Source organism: Streptomyces argenteolus (assembly GCF_042902585.1).
GTDB classification, from domain to species: domain Bacteria; phylum Actinomycetota; class Actinomycetes; order Streptomycetales; family Streptomycetaceae; genus Streptomyces; species Streptomyces argenteolus.
Map to the genome: position 1 here is coordinate 46,099 of NZ_JBIBEG010000004.1, position 15,183 is coordinate 61,281.

The following is a 15,183-nucleotide window of genomic DNA, read 5'->3' on the forward strand; positions in this document are numbered from 1 at the left end:
TGGGTGGGCGTGGTCAGGCGAGGCGGCGCGGCGTGAAGACGAACGCCGATGTCGGCACCGGCACGCCGTACGTGCGGAGCTGGTGCGCACGAGTGGTCACCGTGGCGCCTTCGAGCAGGTTCAGCGCGATCTGAACCACGGAGCGGTTGGCCCCTTCGGCCAGGAAGCTGCCGGCGGTCCATCGGTTGAACGCGCCCATCGCCGGACCGCACCAGATCTGGTAGTCGCTGCGCCGGGCGCTGTCCCCGGTGATGGCCCAGCGGCTGGAGTTCCCCAGGTACCAACGGAAGACCAGGGCCATACGGTGCTTGGGGTCCTTCTCCGCGCGCACGATCTCAGCCGGGTCGCGCTGCTGCCAGAACCGCCTGGTCCGCGCCCAGATCTCGTCGATCGGGCCCCGCAGAACCTCCTGTTCGATCTTGGAGCGAAGCTGTGGCGGCAGTTCCTCCAGGGACGGATGGGCCTGATAGGCCTCGTAGAGGCGCCCGGCCCGCTGCGCGAACATGGTCCCGCGCCGAAGAACTTGGAGTTTGACGCCCAGCTCGAACATGTCGGCGGACGGAGCCATGATCACGTCCGCGATGTCGGCGGCGGCCAGCATCGCCTTCGCGTCGTCGGAGACATCGGCTTCGACGGCGACCTGGTTCACCGACCCCGTCACCACGTAGGCCGCGCCGAGTGCGAACGCCGCGGCCACCCCTTCGGGTGTGCCCAATCCTCCAGCGGCACCGATCCTGACCGTCCTTGCGTAGCCGACGCGCCGGGTGAGTTCGTCCCGAAGGCCCAGGATCCGTGGCAGCAGGGAACCCAGTGGCCGGTTGTCGGTGTGTCCGCCGCTGTCGGACTCCACCGTGATGTCTTCGGCCACCGGCACCCGTGCGGCCAGCGCGGCCTCTTCCGCACTGAGCTCTCCTCGTTCCACCAGGGGGCGCAACAGCTCGGGGGGCGCCGGAGAGAGGAAGCGTTCGGCGACCTCCGGTCGCGAGACCTTGGCGAAGAGCCGCGTGCGACGCGCGATCTGCCCGTCCGCCCCCAGGCGCAACCCTGCGGCCGAACACAGCACCACGGCGGGGGTGAGCCCCATGAACGCCGACACCGAGATGCAGGGGACGGCCTGCCGCAGAAGCAGCTTGGCGACGCGGTACTCCAGCTCGGGTTCGCCGGGCGAGTGGATCAGGTTCACACCCCAGTTGGACGCGCCGGCCAGCTCCGCGGCCAACTCGTGCACGGCACGCTCGACCTCGGGGAGTCCGAGGCCGCCTGCGCCGAAGAACCCGAGCATCTCGGCCCGGGCCATGGCGGCCACCATCCGCGTCGACGCGATGCCGTTCGCCATCTCGCCGGCAACGTAAGGGAAGCGGACGCCATGCGCGTCACAGAAGTCCCGCCCGCCCAGCCACTCCGGATACAGCGGCGGCAGCGTGCCGACGACCGGGCCCGCGGGTCTCGGGCCCATCACGAGGCCCAGCTCCCGGCCCGTGGTGCCGGTGACAATGTGCGCATGCTCGCGAATCCGCCGGACGCAGACCTCGATCTGCTCGGCGGTGAACGCCGGCGACGCGGTGTCGGCTTCGTCGGGACATGCCAGTACGGACAAGGGTCGGGTTCCTCTCGAAGGGGGTGTGGACGTCGCGTCACGAGGGGGAAATCGGCGGCAGGGAGACGGCTTCAGCCCGTCGGGATCAACGCGCCCCCGTACCCGACACTGCCGTCGCCTTCGTGGTGAGGCCGCTGGACAGGTACTCCACACCCACACGGATACCTGAGGAAACCGGACCCAACAGGGTCCGTACGCGGGTGTCGTCAAAACGGCGACGATGCTTGAGATAGGCCATGAACCCGGGGTAGAGGTCCGTGGCTGCTTCAAGGGGGGTCGGATCCTCCGGCGCCTCGTCGACGATCTTCACCTGCACGCGCATGAACCGCTCGGTCAGTGCGGTCATGACGTCGACCGACACGTCGTGCTCGTGGACGACGTGGTAGGTGTCGACCCGCCCCGAGGACGGCATGCCCGCCAACTGGACCATGACAGCGGCCGCATGCTCCACAGGCATCAGGTTCAGGTGACCGTGGGGGTGGCCCGGCATCCGCAGCACCGGTCGGTTCCCGTGTGACATGGCGCCGGTGACCTCAGGCAGCCAGCTCTGCCCGGCCTCACGGATGAACTGCATCGGATGGCGCGGCAGGTCCGGGTGGGGTGGCAGGTCGGTAACCAGGACGCCGGGCCTCATGATCACGACCGGGCGTCCATGCACCCGGGACCATTCACGTACGAGGACCTCGGCCTCGTACTTCGACTGCTCGTATCCGTTCTCGAAGCCGTGCGTGTCGTCCAGTTCGTCCTCGTAGAGCACGCCGTCACGTCGCGCTCCGCCGACGAAGGCGGTGCTGATGTGGTGGACCACCGGTTTCCGGACGCCCACGGCGGCCAGCTCCAGTACGGTCCGGGTGCCTTCGACGTTGACCTGACGGAGATTCACCAGAGCGTCGTCCAACTTGATGTTGCCCGCGCTGTGCCAGATCACGTCCAGCTCATCTGCCAACTCCTGGAATGCGTCAGCCGAAAGTCCCATCCGGGGTCGTCCCAGATCCACGTCTACGGTGCGCAGCCTGCGGGGAAGCTCCTCGACCAGACTGGCGGGCGCGCCGGTCAGCTCCATGAACCTCGTGATCCGTCTGAGCGCGCACGCTCCACCGGAATGCGCGAGAACTGTCAGTGAGTCGTGGCGCGTGAGCAGCTCACGGAGAAGGCGCAGTCCAAGGAACCCGGTGGCACCGGTAAGAGCGACATGCACTTTCAGCAGCTCCAAAGCTCGGAGGAACCAGGACGCGGCCGCCTTGCGACGGTGTGCGAAATTGTCGGGACTCCCAGGCCTGTCTCACCCATCGCCCCACTGCCATGAACAACCGGTGGGAAGTCGGCTCGGAAACGGCACGGCCATCTGGAGCAGCGGACTTCACCCGAATGGGCCTTAAGGAGTATTTTGTACGATGATTTCTCCCCGACCATCGTCGCCCTCTCAGCGCATGAACCGGATGGTGCGACTCCTTGAGACGTGCACTGCCCCGCGGTGGCACAGCGACTGACGGCGCTGGTGCCTGGGGGACGCTGGAGTGTGCTTTCCGGTCAGGGCCGCCCGCGGCCGTGCGCTCAGCAGGGCCGCACGGAAAGGGACGCCAGGGTGGCGCCGCCGACACCACTCCTCACCAAGAGCTCGCCGCGCCGTGGGCCCACATCCTCGACCGCAGCGCGCCCAACTCCGTACCTATGACCGGACACCGTCTGTCGGCCGCGGTCGGCGACCTCCCCGACGCGAAGCCGACCGAGGGGAACTGCCTTGCCCCGGCCTACGTACCGACCGACGCCGTATCAGCGTGATGCCGCAGTACGCTCTCGCAGGCGCTGCCGGGGCCGATGCTCGTCGCCGTAGCCTCAACCCGGCCTGCCGAGGTCCACAGACCGTGCGCCACGACGCCCTCGAGCTCCAGGTACGGCACGGGCACCGGAGGCACCGTGCGACTGGACAGGGTCACAGGCAGAACCCCGAAAACCCTTCCGCGTAGGTGGGAGGCGCGGAAACGCACGGCTCCCGAAAGGGTGATGCGTTCGGCCGTCATGCACGAGGCCCCGGCGCCGCCGGAGTAGCGGATACGGGGTTTGCGCAGGTCGATCGAGACCGCCCGGCAGGTGTCCGTGGCGGGGGGACAGTAGAGACCGGCGACGGTGAGCGTGGCCCCCCGCAACGTGACCCCGTCAAGGGCGGCACCGCTGTCCTGGACCGCCGCGGACATGCATGCCACCACGGCACGGGCCGCGGGCTCGCGTGTGCCGCGGTCCGGAGCGACGGAGGGCAACCCGCCGGGGTCACAGCCGCGGTCAGGCCGAGCAGCACCGTCGGCGCGATCGGCCGCCCCAGCTTCGGCCCGGCCGCCCGGCGGCGCGCCAGGGGTGCCCTGTGCCCCGGCAGGAGCCAAGCAGACGAGCAGGGTGAATGCCGCTACCACCACCGGTCGTCGGAGCACGGAGCGATGACTCACCTGCTGTTCCCGGCGTCGGCGCCGGTGTGCGGTACCGGCTCCGTCTGCGCCTCCCAGGGGGTCGGCACATGAGCGAGCGGCGGCTGCCAGGCCAGCGCCAGTGAGCCCCCCAGCAGAGCGAGGAACAGACCCAGGAGGAAGCCGCCGAGGTTGGCCAAGGGGTAGGACAGCAGCCCGAATGCAATAGCGGCACTCCCGCTGTACGCGGCCCGCGCGGGCCGTGTCCACATGTGAACAGCGCAGCCGGCCAGCGCGAACGCCAGCATCACCGCCGTCGCCCCACTGGTGCCCTGCACGGGCAGCAGCCCCGGGTCGGCCAGTGGGAAATAACCGAGTTCCGCGCCGGAAGCGGCGGTGCACACCGTTGCAGCGACAGGGCGGCGGCCGCTCCTCACCGGCATGGGTGCTTCCCTGCAACGACCTGCATGGTGGCGCCGTTCAGCGAGAACATCCCGGCGGTGACGGACCAGGCTTCAAGGCGCATGTGCTCGATCGTCAGCGTGCCCGCCTGCTGGCCGTAAGTCCCCGACGGCCCGGTGACACCGCCACCCTCGAGCGTGGCCGCGTCCCGGCCCATCTCCACCTGCCCGAACGTCATGTCCCCTTGCAACAGGGCCAGGTCAAGAGCCATCGACGAGACCCGTACCGGCTTCTGCTCGTCGGCCCGGATCAGCAGCGTCGCGGTGCCGAGCGGCGTACGGGCCACCGCTGACTGGCACAAGCCGTACAGCGTGGCCTTGCGCAGGCCGACGGCCGCGACGGGGGTCTGCCCGCCCGAAGCGTTCTCACGGAAGGAGGCGAACTGCACTGCGCCCTCCGCCTCCAGTCGCTGGGCGGTCACGGAGAAGGGGTTGCCCGCCATGGCGAACGACACGGGGACGGCCGCCGCGGTCGTGGTCGCGATCGTACCGACGGCAAGTGCGGACGAGCCGGCTGCCGCGAGAGCGAACCGCCGCCAGCTCGTCCGCCCCCGCCCCGCGCCCCACCGGTGCTCGGGGGCTTCGTGGGCACGTGCGCCCGTCAGCTCCAAGGTGATCCTCCTCGGTTTCGGTCCAGGACCCGTTCAACGAGGAATCGGCATCGGGGTTTCGCCCTCCTTTCGGCAATCACCCCGCCCGTCGACCACGTCCGGGTGCCCTACGACACATGCAACGGTCACGCCTCACGGGCCGGCTTGTCCAGAACGAGCGCGATGTAACGGCTGGCACGCTGAACGGGCACGTGCGCCAGAACGATGCTCGAGAAGGAGAGCCACTGGGCACGGGTCAGATCTTTCAGAGGGGGCAGCACCCGTCCCAGGAGGCCACGCCCGGCGGGTGAGAGGGCCAGGCCGGCGCCAAGGACGCCGACGGTCATGAAGCGTCGGGCGACGGGACGGGTCCAATCATGGACATGGCACGGGCGGTATCCGATGTCGATCGCATGACGGATGTAGCGGTCGAGCGGTTCGAATTCCTCGAATGCCCACGTGTCGCGAACGACACGCCCGGGGTCGGCCGCGTTGATCTCGGCGGGATCACCGGTGGCCCAGGCAAAGTCGACGATAACGAGCCGGCCGCCGGGCTTGAGGAGACGGTAGGCCTCTTCCAGGAAGGCGCGGCGGCCATCGGGCCCGAAATGGAACGCGGCTTCCAGGCAGTGGACCTTGTCGAACGCGGCGTCACCGAAAGCGGGGGCGGAACGCAGGTCGGTGGCGTCGGCTTGCAGAAAGTTGGTGCGGACATCGTCACCGTGCTGCCGGCGGGCCTGCGCCACGTGAGGCGGATAGAGGTCGATGCCGGTGGCGAAGGCGCCTTGCTCGGCGATCCGGCGGGTGGTGTGTCCAGCGCCGCAGGCGACGTCGAGAACCTGTTCGCCCGGCTGGATCCGCAGCAGGCCGAGCGAACGGCTGACGAGGTCCTCCTGGAAGGACGACAGGCCGCCTGGGAGGCGGAGCAGTGTCAGGGGTGTGAAGTAGCCGAGGTTGAGCAGGTCTCCCCACCCAAGGGAGTGCAGAACGGAGAAAAGAGGGTTCTTGTCGGTCTCGTAGGCTTCAGCGAGTTCGAGAGGCGTGTTCATCGAGGACTCTCATCGAGGGTGCGAACGCGATCACTTCCTGGTGATCAGACAAACGCCGCGGCCCGGCCAAAGTAACGACTTCTGCCATGCGGTCCGGTCGCGCCTGTGGACTGCCCCGCAAATGATCTTTGAGTGGCGTCGGGCGTGGCGGGCTTCCGCTTCCCGAACCGCTGTGTGCTTCAGCCCGGTGTCTGGCGGATCCGGTGACTGGGCTCAGCGCTGTCGGCGGCTGCGTCTGGTGTTGTCTCAGGGGGCACCATCTTCAGAACCCGGCCGGCCAGCAGTCAGCCGCCGTGAAGTCCCCACTCGTCAAGGCCACCGTAGACATGGGCTTCAAGGCATCCCGGAGCGTCCATGCTGACGGCCTCACCCCGGTACAGGGCGATGAGGGAGTCCTTGCCTCGCCACCAGGTGTCGGTCAAGCCCCGTACCTCAGGTACCGGCTCGTACCCTTCGAGGTCCAGGGATTCGACGGCTTCGCCGGTGATCCTCGTGATGGTTTCGGCCCAGCGTCTCGCATGGCAGGCCAGTGCCAGCGACTCCACCCAGCCTTCGGTACTGGCATGCAACGGTGCCCAGTGGTAGCCGTGGATCCCGAACTCGCCACCAGGGCCGATCATGAATCCGTAGGCCATGGAATAGCGGCAGTCCCCGGCGGGGATCCACCAGCCCTCAGCGTCCGAGCCTTCGGGAGCGTCCGCGCCCAAGACGCGCGGGCCGCTCTCGTAAAACGGCGCCGACGGCAGCGCGAGACCGCCCCACAGGTCGTCGAAAGCCACCGCGCGATCGACCTCCACGGCCGGGACACCGTGCTCGATCCAGGCGTGTCGGTGACGCTCGATGTCCTGCCGGGCGACAAGGATGCCTTCACACGCGACGAACCTCTTGGCCCTGCTGGTCAAACCGTCCGGCGCGACCGGGACGGGCGATACGGGTGTGGCAGCCACCATGGCATCGGAGTCTATTGGCGAGGCCCGGCAACACCTCAGGCAGAAGCCCGCCTGCTCTGTTACGGCCCAAGACCTGCACCCAGGCACGCAGGCACGCAGGCACCCAGGCACCCAGGCACGCAGGCACGCAGGCACGCAGGCACGCAGGCACGCACCCAGCGTGCAGCAGACTCGACCGGGGGGAGGCACTGGGCCACCAGATACGCGATGGCAGCTCCTGCATGGAGACGTCCTGGTCGGTGAGCTCAGTGAGTACGGCTGTGATCAGCCGTCCTTCCTGGCGCACTGCGCCACGGGGCCGGGCTGGGAAGGCGTGAGGTCGTTGTCCGAGCCATGGGCAGCCCGGGAGTCGTCTCGGTCGCCCATCGATCGACGTTTGACCTCAAGCGCGGTTCAGCTTCTACCTTCAGGGTCATCGGCAGCAGCCATCCGAGGAGGCAGTTCCCATGACCGAGACCGCCGTTCCCGAGACCTACCGCAACGCCGTCGTCGCCCACATCATGGTCGACGGCGCCGCGAACGCCATCGAGTTCTACGCCCGGGCCTTCGGCGCCGAAGAGCTCTTCCGCCTCGACGGCCCGGATGGACGCATCATGCACGCAGAGGTCAGGATCCAGGGCTCCACCCTCATGCTGGGCGACGCCGAGGGACCACTCTTCAGCGCACCGACGGCTGTCGGCGGAACCACCGTGGTCCTGCACGTCTTCGTCGATGACGTCGATGCTCTGGCGCGGCAGGCCACCGCGGCCGGTGCGGAACTCCTGCAGCCCCCGGCCGACCAGTTCCACGGCGACCGCACGACCATGATGAAGGACCCCTACGGCCACATCTGGGTCTTCCTCACACACCTGGAGGACCTCACGCCGGACGAGGTGGCCCGTCGAGCCCGGGAACTCTTCCTCTGAACGATGATCCGGCGCACAGGTCCTAACCATCAGTCGCTATCCCCCGCTCGCGCAGGACCTCCAGGAACTCCGGCGGCCAGAAGTCGTCGGCACCTCTGATGTGCTTGAGGTTGGGCAGGAGCTGCAGGTCGTCGAGGGAGTGGACATCGTAGAGGTCGTCCTCCCCGTCCCAGATCGGGGAGCAGTGGAAGTAGACGCTGTGTCCACCGTCGAGCAACAGCTCCTCTACGGTGGCCAGCAGCTCAGGGCTGATCTCCAACGCCTCGAAGTAGTTCCGGGCGATGGGCACCACCTGATAACTCAGACCATTCCGCACGGTGTACGCGTACGCGGGATCCCCGTCGTCCTTGATCAGGCCCTGCTCCACGAGATGGGATCCCAATTCGAACGTGGGGGCGAGCGTCTTGTCGGAGTACATGAGTTGTTCGATGACCAGCAGCTTGAAGTTGAAGTCGTGGAATTGCGTCATGGGTCCACCATAGGAGCGGGGTGTGACAACCTCGGTGTGGCTGAGGGTCGCCCCGTAACGATCTTGGATTTGTTGGAGGAAGAGCCGGGCGCGACACCGTCAGCCCTCCGTCGCCTTTGAGTCGGCGGTCACGCAGGATCTTCCAGCTCTCGCCCGACGAGGCGGCGTCTGCTGGCCCTTCCCGGCCGGAAGGCGGGCCGGGGCCCCGGTAGCCGAGGAGCAGAGCGCGGCAGTTCCGCGGGCGAGCGGTCCCGCGCCGACCTCACGGAAGCGGTCCGGACGCCGCTCGGCCTGCCCCCGCGGCGGCGGCGAGGAACAGCACGGCGAACAGCAGGAGAGCCGTGCCGCCGAGCACCATCGCGCCGGACCGCTCGCCGAAGAACAGGACACCGATGACCGCTGCGGTGAGCGGCTCCACCGGGGCGACCACGGAAGCCGGGGTCGCCTTGACGGCGCCGAGGCCGACGAAGAACACCGTGTACGCCAGCGCCGCCGGCACCGCGCCCAGGTAGAGGACCCGGCCCAGCGTCCACCCCGGGCGCGCCACGTCAGGCAACAGGCCCTCCACCAGGGCCGGCGGCAGAAGGCAGACCATGCCGACCGCGAAGCCGGTCACCGTGGACCCCCTCGTGCCACCGGCGTTCTCCCGGCCGGGAGAGACGGCCCAGCAGAGTCACGCCCGCGGAGCCGGCGGCGGAGAGAAGCGCGTATCCGATGCCCACCAGAGGGGCGGGGCGGTGCGCCCGTCCGGCCGTCAGCAGCGCCAGGCCGCCGACCGCGCTCGCCAGCGCGGCGGTTGCGGCGGGACCGGTGCGCTCGCCCGGCATGAGCCGGGCTCCGGCGGCGACCAGTACCGGAGCCGCGCCCCGAGTCACCCCCGTGGCCACGGTCAGCCCGGCCTGTTGCACGGAGGCGAAGTAGGCCGTCTGGTACACCGCCGGCCCGAAGCCAGTAATCAGTGCTCGCCGGTCACGGCTGCCCGCCTCAGGCGGCGGGCGGCGGAGGCGTCGGAAGCAGCTGCATGGGGAGCGACCTGTCCGGTGAAGGGCCCCGACCCGGCCAGCCGGGCGACGAAGTCGTCGACCATGGCGATCTGCACGTCCTCGGAGAACCGGCCGGGGTCGAAGAGTGCTTGGACCACGAGTCCGTGGACGAAGGCGACGGTGGCTGCCGCCAGTTGACCGGTGTCGGTGTTCGGAGGGATCTCCTCTCGGTCACGTGCCGTCTCGAGATGAGGGATGAAACGGTCGCGCAACCTCGTGTACCGGTCGCCCTGTTCGGCGGCCAGCGTCTCGTCGGCGAGGGACAGGTCCCAGGAGCTGACCCAGATGCGATTCCGGGCGGTGTCGGCCGGAGTGAGCGGCAGGATGTCGAGCAGCATGGCCCGCACGGCGGGTAGACCGTCGGCGGGAGGAGTCCGGCGCGGGCGTCCCGCCGTGTCGTGTTCCAGCAGGTCCAACGCGTGCGTGACGAGGGCCCGTTTGCTCGGGAAGTAGTGCGTCAGCAAGCCGGTCGAGACGCCCATCTCGGCGGCGACGGCGCGCAGCGTCAGACCACCGAACCCTTTGGCTGCAAGGACGCGCCATACGGCCTCGGACACGTCCTTGCGGCGGGCTTCGTGATCTCCGGGTGCGGGGGGTGCCATGCCGCTATCCTACGTACCAAACGATTGTTATGTACCCGCTCGCCCTATGCCTGTCGGCAGTTTCCTGCCCGAGAATCCGGCCGGCTGGACCTGAAAGGCGGAACGCCCATGTTCACCCATCCCCTCGACGACCACGCTCAGCTCTGTCCTCTGGAACCCTGGCAGGCACCGGAGTTCCTCGCGCACATCGACCGGGCCCGCCCTCTGGTCGACCCGTGGATCCCTTGGGCGTCGCTCACCACCGACCTCGCCTCGGCCAGGACGACCCTCCAGCGCTACGCCGACCGCTCGTCCTCCGACAGCGGCCGGATATACGGGATCCGGCTGGACGGTGTGCTCGTCGGCGGCGTCATGTTCACCCGCTTCGACACCGTTTCGGGAGTGTGCGAGATCGGCTGCTGGCTGGAGGAGGCCGGGCAGGGGCACGGGCTGGTGACCCGTGCGTGCAGGGTTCTGATCGACTGGGCCTTCACCGAACGCGGGATGAGCAGAGTCGAGTGGTGGGTCGCGTCCGGCAACACCCGCAGCATCGCGTCCGCGCGCCGTCTGGGCATGACCCGGGACGGCGTGCTCCGGCAGCGCTATCCCTACCGCGGGCTCCGGCACGACAGCGAGGTGTGGTCCGTCCTGGCGCAGGAGTGGCCTCCCGCAGAGGACCGGTCGGCTCCCCCGGCCGACGACCGGGCGGAAATCGACCGGCTGATGAGCCAGTTCATGGACTCCTTCACCAACACCGGTGGCAGGCGAGCCGACCTCGGGATCATCCGCGAGGTGTTCGTCCCGGAGGGGCGGTTCATCTCGAACATCGGGAACGACCCCGTGATCATGGATGTGGACGCCTTCGTCGAGCCCCGTCAGAAGATGCTCACCGACGGAACGCTGACGGAGTTCTCCGAGTGGGAGGTCTCGGAGCGGACGGAGCTCTTCGGATCGGTCGCGCACCGGTTCTCCGAGTACCGCAAGGCCGGTGTCCGGGACGGAGCGCGTTTCGAGGGGTGCGGCCACAAGACCACCCAGTTCCTGCGGACCCGCGAAGGCTGGAGGATGTCCTCCATGGCCTGGGACGACGAGCCTGCTGCCCTCCCGGAGTGACAGGCCTCCCTCGGCTGTCCCTCAGGAGTCACGTGGCGATGTTCACGTCACGCGGATGCAAGAGCTCGAAGAGCACCGCGCCGGTGGCGGTGTCACCCATCTCCACCCCGTCCGTGCCGAGCACATCGGCGTCCGTATCGCCCGCAAGCGCATCCAGTCCGGCAAACGCTCAGGCCGCGCCAGATGGGGCATCGAACACGCCATGTCCCGGGTGACCGGGTAGCCGACTCAACCATCGACACGAACGCCGTCCCCCTTGTCGGCCTCACCGCCTGCTGCTGCAAACGACTACGCCGAGCCTGAGGAATGACACATTTCGGCCTACGGAGCGACGCATCCGTAGCTCCACCGAGGAATCGCCCGCGCAGGGTGACGCCGCATCGCCAGGGCTTCACGGGGCGTGTGTCCGAACGGGCCGCATTCGTGTGGGGTCATGAGCGCTGCCTCACACGGCGCAGGCAGCCCGCCCCGGACCGCCGACGGGGTCCGCACCGCTCCTTTCCGGCCCTTCCTTCATGACAGGGGCATGATAAGCACGGAGCGATGGGCATAGTTCTGAGGTCCTCGAAGAAGCCGCGACCGGCCACTCCGCCGGTCGCGGCCTCTCCCCACTCTCGGTTCGGAGCGAGCCGAGTCCCCCACGAGTGAAGGGACAGCAATGCTGCACTCCCCATGGCTGAAGGCGGCCGGCGCCGCCTTCGCGGTCGTCCTGGCCACAGCGACAGCAACCCAGGCCGCACCCGCGCCCGCACCCGAGTCGACCGCAGCAACAAGCGCGTCTGCCGTAGTGACACTCCACTACGACGACAGCCGCGCAGGCGGCTGGGAAGCGGCGATCGCCGCCGGTGTCGCCTCGTGGAACCGGAACGTCAGCAACGTCAGGCTCGTCGAAGCCGCAGCCGGCACCCGGGCCGAGATCCAGATCGTCGCCACCACTGGCTGGCCGCAGGCGACACTCGGACCGGTGCGCCCGGGGGGCCAGGTGCGTGTCGAACTCGGCAGCCAGGCGGTGGCCCAGGGCTACGACAAGACCCGCATCGCCGCCCACGAGATGGGGCACAGCCTGGGCCTGCCGGACACCAAGCCCGGCCCGTGCTCCCAGCTGATGTCCGGGTCGGCCGCGGGCACCAGTTGCACGAACGCGGTTCCGAACGCGACTGAACGATCCCGCGTGGAGTCCGCCTACGCCGGCGGCCTCGCCTCGCTCGTTCCCGCCGACGGCCGCACTCTGGTGGACGCGCCCTAGCCGTCGGGAGGACCATCGCGCGAGGTGTCGGGCCCACTGCGTGCGGCCGGACACCTCGCGCGCGTGGGATCACACCGCTGTCGCCCGATCCGGGTCGTCAAGGGGGGTGTTGACCCTCAGCCACCGGTAGCCGTACGGGTCGAGCGCGACATCGACGAGGCCGGCAGCCGCCGACTTGAGGGTGTCGCCGGTGAAGACATCGGTGAGCAGCCGGCCGCCCCTCAGGCCCGGCACCTCGACGGAGGCGGTGACGGACCGCTCGGAGAGATTGTGCAGCACGAGCACCGCGCCGCCCTCCAGCGAACTGAGGTGGGCCAGCACGCCCGGATCGTCCGCGTCGATGACCTGGTAGTCGCCCCAGGCCAGCTCGGGGGTCTCCCGGTAACGCTCGATCAGCGTCCGCATCCGGCCCAGCGGCGAAGCCGGGTCGTGCGCCTGGTCGTGGGCGTTGACCTTCGCCGGGCCGAACGCGCCCGTCACGACGGGATTGGGCAGCTCCACTCCCTCCCCTGCGGTGAAACCGCCACTCTTGTCGGGCGTCCACTGCATCGGGGTGCGGACGGCCTGCCGGCCCTCGGCGGCGAGGTTCTCGCCCATGCCTATCTCCTCGCCGTAGAACAGCACCGGTGTGCCGGGCAGGGAGAAGAGCAGGCTGTACGCCAGTTCCACGCGCCGCCGGTCACCGCCGACCATCGGCGGCAGGCGGCGGCGCAGGCCCCGGTCGTAGAGCTGCATGTCCTTGTCGGGGCCGAAGGCGGCGAACACCTCGGCCCGCTCGTCGTCGTCGAGCTTGTCGAGCGTGAGCTCGTCGTGGTTACGGACGAACGTCGCCCAGTGCGCGTCGCGGGGCGCCGCGGGGCGCTCCCGGAGAGCCGCCGCCAGAGGGGCCGCCTCGCCCCGCGCCATCGACAGGTACATCTGCTGCATACCGATGAAGTCGAAACACATGGTCAGCTCGTCACCGCGGGAGGACTCCGGGTCGCCGAAGAACTTCGCGGTGTCCGGGTAGGGCAGGTTCACCTCGCCCAGCAGCACCGCGTCACCGCTGCGACGCCCGAGGAAGGCCCGCAGGTCGGCGAGGTACTCGTGCGGGTCGGGCAGCCGGTCCGCGTCCTCCTGGCCGTCGGTCTCCAGCAGGAACGGCACCGCGTCGACCCGGAATCCCGACAGTCCGAGCTGCGTCCAGAAGCCCATGATGCGCGCTATCTCGTCACGGACCGCCGGGTTGGCGACGTTGAGGTCGGGCTGCTGCTTGTAGAACCGGTGCAGGTAGTACTGCTCGGTGGTCTCGTCGTACTCCCACACGCTCTTCTCGACGTCTGGGAAGACCACACCCTCAGGGCCGTCCTCCGGCGGGCTGTCGCACCAGACGTACCAGTCGCGGTACTTCGACGTGCGGCTGGAGCGGGCGTCCCGGAACCACGGATGGTGGTCGGAGGTGTGGTTGACGACCAGGTCGGCGATGACCCGGATGCCCCGGTCGCGGGCGGTGCGCACGAACTCGGTGAAGTCGCCCAGCGTGCCGAGCCGGGGATCGACGGCGTAGAAGTCGGTGATGTCGTAGCCGTCGTCACGCTCCCGCGTCGGATAGAACGGCATCAGCCACACGCAGGTGACGCCGAGGCGCACCAAGTGGTCGATCCGCTGTGTCAGGCCCGCGAAGTCGCCGGTGCCGTCGCCGTCGGAGTCCTGGTACGTCTCCACGTCCAGGCAGTAGACGACCGCGTTCTTCCACCACAGGTCGGAGGTGCGGGTGAGCCTCATCGGACACCCTCCGCGACGGCGGCCGGGGGCCTGGTGACATCCAGCTGCGGCAGCACCTTCGCGCCGAACGCGTCGATGAAGGCGCTCTGCTCCTTGCCGACGTGATGCAGCATGACGGTGTCGAAGCCGAGGTCGGCGTACTCCTGGAGCCAGGCCGCGTGCCGGCCGAGGTCGTCGGAGATGTTGACGGACTCCGCGACCCTGTCCGGAGAGACGTGCTCGCTGACGCTGTCGAACACCTCGGCGGAGTCGAGGTCCCAGCTCGCGGGCGGACCGTGCACGTTGGTGCGCCATTGGTCGTGGGCGAGTTCCTGGGCGGTCTCCAGGTCGGGGGCCCAGCTGAGGTGCACCTGGAGGCGCAGCTCTCCGACGCCGCCCGCCGAACGGTAGGCGTCCACGATCCGGCGCAGTGTCTCGCGCGGCGCGTTCACCGTGATCAGGCCGTCCGCCCACTCCGCGCACCACCGCGCGGTCGCCTCGCTGCACGCGGCCCCCACCAAGGGTGGCACCGTCTCCGGACGGGTCCACAACCGGGCCCGGTCCACGGTCACCAGCCCGTCGTGGCTCACCTCCTCGCCGCGCAGCAGCGCCCGGATGATGTCGACGCACTCGCGCAGCCTCGCGTTCCGGACGTCCTTACGCGGCCAACGGTCGCCGGTTATGTGCTCGTTGGACGCCTCGCCGCTTCCCAGCGCCGCCCAGAAGCGGCCCGGGTACATCGCGGCGAGGCTGCCGATCGCCTGCGCGACGATCGCCGGGTGGTAGCGCTGGCCTGGGGCGTTCACCACTCCGAAGGGGATCCTGTCGGTGGCCTGGAGCGCCGCGCCGAGCCAGGACCAGGCGAAGCCGGACTCACCCTGCCGGACGCTCCACGGTGAGAAGTGGTCCGAGCACATCGCGGCGGTGAAGCCCGCGCCTTCCGCGCGCACGACGGCTGCCAGCAGGTCGGCGGGAGGTACTTGTTCATGGGAGGCGTGGAATCCATAGGCGGTCATGGGATCCGCGTACCCGGTACC

The 15,183-nt window shown here is 69.1% G+C and carries 15 protein-coding genes; 4 read left to right on the forward strand and 11 right to left on the reverse strand.

Annotated features, from left to right (window positions below):
• Positions 1-13 precede the first annotated feature (13 nt).
• From ACFY8O_RS16255 to ACFY8O_RS16280, 6 genes are all read right to left on the reverse strand, one after another.
• Positions 14-1,597 carry a PfaD family polyunsaturated fatty acid/polyketide biosynthesis protein gene (locus ACFY8O_RS16255; RefSeq protein WP_387902638.1) on the reverse strand — a complete coding sequence of 528 codons (1,584 nt, stop codon included), beginning with the start codon at positions 1,595-1,597 and terminating at the stop codon, positions 14-16.
• An 85-nt stretch (positions 1,598-1,682) separates the two neighbouring features.
• Complete coding sequence (locus ACFY8O_RS16260; protein ID WP_387902640.1) at positions 1,683-2,795, reverse strand: SDR family oxidoreductase; 1,113 nt, start codon at positions 2,793-2,795, stop codon at positions 1,683-1,685.
• A gap of 1,239 nt (positions 2,796-4,034) precedes the next feature.
• Positions 4,035-4,439 (reverse strand): DUF6114 domain-containing protein, encoded by a 405-nt coding sequence (locus tag ACFY8O_RS16265; RefSeq protein WP_387902643.1) that lies wholly within the window; start codon positions 4,437-4,439, stop codon positions 4,035-4,037.
• A complete protein-coding gene (locus ACFY8O_RS16270) occupies positions 4,430-5,068 on the reverse strand; it encodes a DUF6230 family protein (RefSeq protein WP_387902646.1) in 639 nt (212 codons plus the stop codon). Before ACFY8O_RS16270 ends, ACFY8O_RS16265 begins: the two co-directional genes overlap by 10 nt.
• 125 nt (positions 5,069-5,193) lie before the next feature.
• On the reverse strand, positions 5,194-6,096 hold the full coding sequence (locus tag ACFY8O_RS16275) for a class I SAM-dependent methyltransferase (RefSeq protein ID WP_387902649.1): 903 nt from the start codon (positions 6,094-6,096) through the stop codon (positions 5,194-5,196).
• A 284-nt stretch (positions 6,097-6,380) separates the two neighbouring features.
• On the reverse strand, positions 6,381-7,046 hold the full coding sequence (locus ACFY8O_RS16280) for a hypothetical protein (protein WP_387902652.1): 666 nt from the start codon (positions 7,044-7,046) through the stop codon (positions 6,381-6,383).
• A gap of 446 nt (positions 7,047-7,492) precedes the next feature.
• Between ACFY8O_RS16280 and ACFY8O_RS16285 the strand changes: the two genes are divergently transcribed.
• Complete coding sequence (locus ACFY8O_RS16285) at positions 7,493-7,951, forward strand: VOC family protein (RefSeq protein ID WP_387902655.1); 459 nt, start codon at positions 7,493-7,495, stop codon at positions 7,949-7,951.
• A 22-nt stretch (positions 7,952-7,973) separates the two neighbouring features.
• Here ACFY8O_RS16285 and ACFY8O_RS16290 read toward each other — a convergent pair whose 3' ends face one another.
• The 3 genes from ACFY8O_RS16290 to ACFY8O_RS16300 form a co-directional block, all read right to left on the reverse strand.
• Complete coding sequence (locus tag ACFY8O_RS16290) at positions 7,974-8,420, reverse strand: DUF6892 domain-containing protein (protein ID WP_387902658.1); 447 nt, start codon at positions 8,418-8,420, stop codon at positions 7,974-7,976.
• A gap of 262 nt (positions 8,421-8,682) precedes the next feature.
• Positions 8,683-9,036, reverse strand: a complete 354-nt coding sequence (locus ACFY8O_RS16295) for an EamA family transporter (protein ID WP_387902661.1) — start codon at positions 9,034-9,036, stop codon at positions 8,683-8,685.
• A gap of 339 nt (positions 9,037-9,375) precedes the next feature.
• Entirely contained in the window at positions 9,376-10,065 is a 690-nt protein-coding gene (locus tag ACFY8O_RS16300; protein ID WP_387902664.1) for a TetR/AcrR family transcriptional regulator, read from the reverse strand.
• Positions 10,066-10,173: 108 nt separating this feature from the next.
• On the opposite strand from ACFY8O_RS16300, the gene ACFY8O_RS16305 reads away from it, so the two are divergent.
• From ACFY8O_RS16305 to ACFY8O_RS16315, 3 genes are all read left to right on the forward strand, one after another.
• Entirely contained in the window at positions 10,174-11,157 is a 984-nt protein-coding gene (locus ACFY8O_RS16305) for a GNAT family N-acetyltransferase (RefSeq protein ID WP_387902667.1), read from the forward strand.
• Positions 11,158-11,212: 55 nt separating this feature from the next.
• Complete coding sequence (locus ACFY8O_RS16310; protein ID WP_387902670.1) at positions 11,213-11,380, forward strand: hypothetical protein; 168 nt, start codon at positions 11,213-11,215, stop codon at positions 11,378-11,380.
• Between the two features lie 435 nt (positions 11,381-11,815).
• Positions 11,816-12,403, forward strand: coding sequence for a snapalysin family zinc-dependent metalloprotease (locus ACFY8O_RS16315; RefSeq protein ID WP_145807046.1), 588 nt, complete (start codon positions 11,816-11,818; stop codon positions 12,401-12,403).
• 69 nt (positions 12,404-12,472) lie between these two features.
• On the opposite strand, the gene ACFY8O_RS16320 is transcribed toward ACFY8O_RS16315, so the two are convergent.
• Together ACFY8O_RS16320 and ACFY8O_RS16325 are read right to left on the reverse strand one after the other, a co-directional pair.
• Positions 12,473-14,167 (reverse strand): alpha-amylase family protein, encoded by a 1,695-nt coding sequence (locus ACFY8O_RS16320; protein ID WP_387902674.1) that lies wholly within the window; start codon positions 14,165-14,167, stop codon positions 12,473-12,475.
• Positions 14,164-15,162 carry a TIGR03885 family FMN-dependent LLM class oxidoreductase gene (locus tag ACFY8O_RS16325; protein WP_387902677.1) on the reverse strand — a complete coding sequence of 333 codons (999 nt, stop codon included), beginning with the start codon at positions 15,160-15,162 and terminating at the stop codon, positions 14,164-14,166. The genes ACFY8O_RS16320 and ACFY8O_RS16325 overlap by 4 nt, the downstream gene beginning before the upstream one ends.
• Positions 15,163-15,183: the final 21 nt, after the last annotated feature.